We start from the raw sequence: 7,094 nt of genomic DNA on the forward strand, positions 1-7,094 counted from the left end.
TTAAGTTTGATTTGCAGATATTCTAACAGATAAGCATGACTATTTGCTTTTTTTGCTGAGGTATTCGTTGATAGCTTTTGCAGCTTTTCTTCCTGCGCCCATTGCGGATATGACTGTAGCAGAGCCGGTGACAATATCACCGCCAGCATAAATTCCCTCTCTGCTTGTTTTTCCTGTTGTCTCATCAACTATGATATATCCCCATTTTGTAAGCTTAAGGTCTTTTGTGCTTCTTGGAACAAGAGGATTAACACTTGTTCCTACAGCCATTATCACAATATCAATTGGTATCTGGAATTCAGATCCTTTTTTCTGAACAGGTTTTCTCCTGCCCGACTCATCAGGTTCGCTCAAATCCATTTTGATGCATTCTATTGCCTTGACCCAGCCATTTTCTCCGATTATTCTCACTGGATTAGTAAGCATCTCGAATCTTATGCCTTCTTCTTTTGCATGGTGTACTTCTTCTAGTCTCGCAGGCATTTCTTCTTCGGAACGCCGATAAATTATGATCGCCTCTTTTGCCCCAAGTCTTTTTGCAGTTCTTACAGAATCCATGGCAACATTTCCGCCTCCGACAACAGCAACTCTCTCGCCGATTTTTATCGGAGTGTCATACTCAGGGAAATTATACGCCCTCATAAGATTTGCGCGCGTGAGAAATTCATTTGCCGAATAGACTCCATTTAGGTTTTCACCATCAATGCCCATAAATCTTGGAAGTCCAGCGCCTGTCCCGATGAAACATGCATCAAATTCATGCATCAGCTCATCGACAGTCATTAATTTTCCTACTACAGCATTTGTTGTAATCTCAACACCCATTTTTTTCAGAGTGTCGATTTCTTTAGCAACAATGTTTTTAGGAAGTCTGAACTCAGGGATACCGTATATAAGCACTCCCCCGGGCTCATGCAATGCCTCGAATATCGTAACCTTATGTCCTGATTTTGCCAGATCAAAGGCACATGTAAGCCCGGATGGTCCGCTTCCCACAACCGCTATTTTTTTGCCTGTTGGAGGAGCTGACACAGGGATTTCAGTAAGACCGTTTTTTATTACCCAGTCCGCTGCAAATCTCTCAAGCCTTCCGATTGCGACTGACTCGAACTTTTTTGTCAGAGTACAGTATTTTTCACACTGGCTTTCTTGAGGGCAGACTCTTCCGCACACTGCAGGCAGGACATTAACCTCTCTTATAATGTCGAATGCTTTTTTATAATCTTTTTCTGTAATAGCCTTTATGAATCTGGGAATCGGAACGCTTACAGGGCATCCCTCAATACATTTTGGAACTTTACATTGAAGGCATCGCTCTGCTTCTTTTAATGCGGTTTCTTCCTGATATCCGAGAGCAACCTCTGTGAATTTTTTTGCCCTTTCCATAGGGTTCTGTTCAGGCATTGGATTTTTTTTAGGTATGATTTTTTTTGGTTCAGCCATATTTTGACTTTCTATCCTCTATTCAGAGAGTACTCCTGCATGTCGCTTTTTCCATTCATCAAATGATTCTTTCTCTTTATCAATGTATGTTTTTTGTCTGCTCATAAGAACATCCCAGTCGACTAAATGTCCGTCAAAATCAGGGCCGTCAACACATGCAAATTTTGTCTCGCCTTTAACATACACCCTGCATCCTCCGCACATTCCTGTGCCGTCAATCATTATTGAGTTAAGACTGACAATAGTCTTTGTACTAAATGGTTCTGTTGTTTTGCAGACAGAACGCATCATTACTGCAGGGCCGACTGTTACAACAAGCTCTGCTCCATTTTCCACTAACTCCTGCTCAAGTGCTTTTGTTACAAATCCCTTGATCCCTTTGCTTCCGTCATCAGTAGTTATGATGACTTTATCGCTTACCATATTCATTTCCTCTTCGTAAATAAGCAGGTCATTGCTTCTTGCGCCCATTATTGTTACTACATGATTTCCTGCTGCCTTGAATGCCCGTCCGATCGGGTACAGAGGAGCAACTCCAAAACCTCCACCTACAAGAATGACTTTTCCGATTTTTTCTATGTGTGTCGGCTGGCCAAGCGGACCGCAGAGATCGAGAATATTATCACCGGCTTTCAGCATGGACATCTCGGTTGTTGTTTTTCCTACTGCCATGACAATAAGACTTATTGTTCCTTCATCAGGATTTATATCAGCAAGTGATATCGGTATTCTCTCACCCTTGTCATGAATGCGCAGAATAACAAACTGTCCGGGCTGTGCCTTCTTAGAAATAAGAGGGGCATCTATTTTGAAATAGAATACATCAGGATTGCGGATTATTTTTTTTTCTAAAATCTTAGCCATAATTGTTTATTTTGATATCCAATTGGTTTAAGAATTAAACAGCACCTGCTTAAAAATGGCGCTGTTTAATTCTTATGTATCTATTGTTAGTATATTCCCATATGAGGTTTTGCTGATTTCTCAAGTTCACGTCTTGCAGCCATATCCATAAGCACTTTTTCTGTGCCGAACTGCCCACGCTCATACTTTTTTAATTTAAGCGCTGTTCTTGCATTGTCAATGTATTCAAGAGCCATAGAGAGTACTTTCTCGGGATTCGGCTCAAAGTGGAGCGCACCCTTAAATCTCTCGAACCATACATCAGTCATTATTTTAGTTACTTCTTTGCTTGCCTCGACAGGTGAACTTCCGCCGAATATGACAGGAACGCCTGATGCTGCGAAATAGCATCCAATTGCAATCGCTTTTTCAGACATCCACTCTGGCGCAATTCCGACTGCCGGCATTCCGCCGATCTCGTCTGAGAGTCCGCCTTCTTCAGCCATTGCGCTTGCAATTGTGAGTATCCGTGAATTATCAACGCATGAACCTAAGTGAAGTATCGGAGGGATCCCTATTGCCTCGCATACCTCGCGCAATCCCGGTCCTGCATTTTCCAGAGCCATCTCAGGTGTGAGATACCCTGCTGTACCGCAGGCAGCTGAACCGCAGCCTGTTGATACTATAAGCACATCATTTTTTATCAGTTCTGTAGCAAGGAATCTGTGGAGTCCTGTTGAAGGAACTCTCGGGTTGTCGCATCCGGCAAGACCGACTACGCCGCGTATTCTTCCTGCGGTAATAGCATCGTTCAGCGGCCTGAATGATCCCCTCCATCTGCCTCCCTGCATATACTCTATATATTCATGCGAGAACCCTGCTATAACAGGGAACTTTTCTGATATGTGGCTTCCAGTTTTTTTTCTGTTAGGAAAATTGTCTGCTGCCAGCTTAATTATCTCTCTTGCTATTTCTTTCGCCTTATGTTCATTGAATTCAATATGCATTGCCCCCTGAATCTTTGCCTTTTCAGAAGTTGTGATAACCTTTGTATGAAATTTTTTCGCAAGTTCAGTGATTGCAGGCATTATGCACTGGACATCAACGGTCATTGCATCAACAAGACCTGTCATGATACCAAGCTCTTGGTTTGTGAATCCGCCTGCTGTGGGTATTCCGTGTCTCATCAGAACTTCATTTGCTGTGCAGCACATGCCTCCGATGTTGATGCCTTTTGCGCCCTTGGATTTTGCATAAGATATCATCTCAGGTTCTGATGAGATATCAACGATGGTTTCAGCCAGCAATGGTTCATGTCCGTGCACGATGAGATTTACCTCATCTTCCTTGAAAATCCCGAAACTTGCCTCTGCTTTTACAGGCTGCGGTGTTCCGAAGAGGATGTCTGTGATGTCAGTTGATATCATTGAGCCTGCCCAGCCGTCAGCAAGGGATGTCCTCAATCCCTGAAGCAGGAGATGGTCTGGATCATGGTCAACGCCTATTGCAGTCCGATGCATTGTTTCGCAGACCTCTCTGTCTATCCCTCTTGGCACAACACCCCATTTCTTCCATCTTTCCTGTGTCTTTTTCGGCGCACGTTTTAAATAATTTATCTCTCCTGTCTGTCTGCCGAAATCCTCAAGCAGTTTCAGTGCAATGTCTTTTGCAACGTCATTTACAGGTCTTCCTTCGAATTCTATTTCAAGAATTCCAGCGACCTTATATAATTTTCTAACATCAGTAATCTTGAAATCTTTTGTTTCTCCTGTTGCAACGGCAAGAAGAGCTAACACCATTCCTCTTGCGTGATCAGAGTGTGCAGCTGTTCCTGCTGCAATCATTCTTAAAAGATTTCTAGCTGTAACTGTAGAGAGTGTTGCTCCGCATACGCCTCGAGCTTCCTCCTCTGCGTTTTTGCCTGTTAGTCTGCATGGACCCATATGACAGTGTTTGCAACATGCTCCTATATGACCGATGGGGCAGGGTTTAAGTTTTTCTGCCCGGTCAAAACATGTTTCTATATTATTTGCTTTCCCCCACTCGATTATTTTTTCTGCTGAAGGATTAGCGCTTCTAGTTTTCTTATCCATTTTTCCCTCCATTTTATAAAATCGGTTCCATCTCAAGCGCCGGATGTCCGGTCTTTGCGAGATGTTCGAGAAGTTTCTCTGAATCCTCACAAATGGTTTCATCAGCAATTTTGTCGAGCAGGTCAGGGATGCCTTCCTCTGCTGCTCTTTGATTGAACTGCTCCTTGAGACTTTCCTTTAGATTTTTTGTCATCCATACAATTCTCTTTATGCCGCCGTCACCGTACAGGAACTTTTTGCTTATGATGAAATTTCTTCCAACGCCCATAAACCCTGGGTTTTGTGTGCCGCCTCCTACGCTTCCAGCGAGTGTTGAGAATTTCATTCCTGCCGGAGTCATTCCTGTGTGGCCTCTTTGAACAAGCATAATGCCGTTTGCCTCGGGTATTATCGCGATTATGCACTCAAAACATCCGCATGATGTCATTGGGTTAGACATGATTGTGTATAGATTGAGTGTTTCTACAGCTCCGCCTGACGCTTTCTTGAGATACTCATCAATCCCTGAATATCTTCCGTATCTCTTATCTAGCATTGTGCCTTTTGGTATAGGCTGATTTCCGCCTGTAGGGTCTATCTCGAATGCTGCCTTGCCGTCAAGCCAGTTGTATGCGCCGCAGAGTCCAAGCCTTTCAGGGCTTATAACACAAACGTGGCTTGGTGCGAATGACTGACAGAGCAGACAGGAATAGAATGTATCAACTGCTTCGTCTGTTAATGAACCCAGTCTGAGATCTCTTTCTTTATATGCCTTTCTTGCTTCATCCTGGACTTTGATCACATCCTTTTCATCAACATAGATCGTTACCTGCACTTTATCAACAATTGACTTAAATCTATGGTGTGTCATTGTTGCATTCAATACTCCCAGATGTTCGAGAGTAAAACCCAGCTTCTTTGCCGCTGTGCTTATTCTTATCCAGTTAATGTCGCGCTGTCCCATATGCCATATGCCTTGCGCTTCGTTAATGTTTGAGTGAATCTTTCTTTCCATGACAGACTCAAAGTCTTTCTGCATTTTTCTGCCGGCAACATCTATAACAATACCGATAGGCATCTGTCCGCCTTTTTCATATCTTTCCTGCCAGTTTTCACCGATAACTATCACCTTGTTATCCTCGATCTCATTGAGTTCCTTCATTCTTACCCATTCAAAAGCCGGTGTTCTCTGTCCTCCGAACTCGATGAACATATCTTCTTTTCTTATTCTCTCTCCTTCAAATGCAGGTCCATAAGCAACAGGTATAGGAGGTTTCTCAACTGTGATTTTCAGTCCTCTCATTTCGATAGCTCTCTGGACTATCTTGCTGTGATCAAGTTCTTTATCAACTTCTTCATATATACAAACGCCTGTTGGGTGGATTACAGGAATATCTGTATCGCCTACTGCAGGGAATCCCATATTGATTGCGCCTGCGCCTGTTGACCATTTGATGTCATCCAGAGGACCAAGCACAATTGCAAAGGCAAATACTCTGTCTTTTTGATATTTCAGATGTTCTTTAAAATCACCGGGCTTTTTGCCGCCGAAAATTAATGATGCTCTGATTGCCCAGTCTAAGGCATAAAGTGTGTGTTCGGTGTCAGGACCTAATGGAACAATTCTTGTATCCCAGCCAAGCTCAACTCCTTTTCTTAGTAGCTGTTTTGTTACGCTGTTCCCATTAGACTGGCCTGAAAGAAATGTGAGGATGTTTTTTTCCTGTAGTTCTCTTACTATATTTACAGCTATATCATCTGTCGGCGCAGCGCCGATTATCGCGGCAAAGCCTGGCATTGTCCCGTCAACCAGCTGTATTCCTAAATTGCGCTGTATTGTGTCAGTGATAAAACCATTATAGACAAACCCTGTTTCCGCATCTTTTACAGGTTCAAGTCCTTTTATATAGCGAAGAGCAAGCAGTATCTCCTCTGCAAACAATGTTGCCATTCCTGAATCAAGCGCTTCTCCAAGATACGGTTTCCAGAGTTTTTCATCAGGTTCGTCATGAAGCATATCTTTTGCCATGCCTAGCGCAACTTTCATATCTGCAAGTGTTTTCACAGGAAATGCGGTCATCGCATATATCATAGGCAGATAAAATGCAGTGTCCGGGAACTCAAAAACATAATCCTTGCCTTTTTCAGCAGTAACTTTTTCAAGCATCTCTTCAGCCTGCTTAACAAGTTTGTTAGCGCCTCTAATGGCTGCAGATGCAATTAGCTTGGACATCCTGACCTCCTCGTTTTTTAATCAAACGGTTATTTTTAAAAAATTTAGCTTTTAACTAGTTTCTTGCTTTAAAGAAAGCCGGAAGTGCGTTTGCCTCTCTGGGACCAACGGTAACTTTCCAGCCTTCGAGTTTTTCCTCGATTGCACCGCTCAATATAGCAACGTATCCTGGGATTATCAGTTCACGGTGTTTGACCATGTTTTCTACGCCGCTGTCCTTGATGAATTGAGCTATTTTTGAGGCAGTGAACTTTCCTGCTGCCCATGCAGTCAAGACAGATAATCCTTCGCAATCCATTACAGCCAGCCAGCTTGGGGTTTTGCTGTTTTCGATCTCTCCAGAGACAATAAAATATGTGAGAGAGAAATTTGTCGTGATCGCCAGAGGCGAATCTGTCGTAGGCTCTCCGATCTTATATATCTTTTGTTCAACCTGCATCGGCACCTGAGGATCTGTATATACGTTCTGTCTTAAAGTGAACAAGGCGATGTTTTTCCATTTC

5 protein-coding genes are annotated in these 7,094 nt (G+C 43.1%); all 5 read right to left on the reverse strand.

The window, feature by feature from the left end:
• Positions 1–39 precede the first annotated feature (39 nt).
• Positions 40–1,443 (reverse strand): NADPH-dependent glutamate synthase, encoded by a 1,404-nt coding sequence (gltA, locus tag LLF28_05110; GenBank protein MCE5194825.1) that lies wholly within the window; start codon positions 1,441–1,443, stop codon positions 40–42.
• A gap of 18 nt (positions 1,444–1,461) precedes the next feature.
• On the reverse strand, positions 1,462–2,307 hold the full coding sequence (locus LLF28_05115) for a sulfide/dihydroorotate dehydrogenase-like FAD/NAD-binding protein (GenBank protein MCE5194826.1): 846 nt from the start codon (positions 2,305–2,307) through the stop codon (positions 1,462–1,464).
• 86 nt (positions 2,308–2,393) lie between these two features.
• Entirely contained in the window at positions 2,394–4,379 is a 1,986-nt protein-coding gene (cooS, locus tag LLF28_05120; protein ID MCE5194827.1) for an anaerobic carbon-monoxide dehydrogenase catalytic subunit, read from the reverse strand.
• A 13-nt stretch (positions 4,380–4,392) separates the two neighbouring features.
• The gene (cdhC, locus tag LLF28_05125; protein MCE5194828.1) at positions 4,393–6,591 is read right to left on the reverse strand and encodes a CO dehydrogenase/CO-methylating acetyl-CoA synthase complex subunit beta; all 2,199 of its coding nucleotides are present in this window, start codon (positions 6,589–6,591) and stop codon (positions 4,393–4,395) included.
• Between the two features lie 55 nt (positions 6,592–6,646).
• Positions 6,647–7,094: hypothetical protein (locus tag LLF28_05130; GenBank protein MCE5194829.1), on the reverse strand; the 448-nt coding region annotated here is incomplete at its 5' end.

The sequence above is a fragment of the Nitrospiraceae bacterium genome, from assembly GCA_021373015.1.
Lineage (GTDB): Bacteria > Nitrospirota > Thermodesulfovibrionia > Thermodesulfovibrionales > UBA1546 > JAJFTJ01.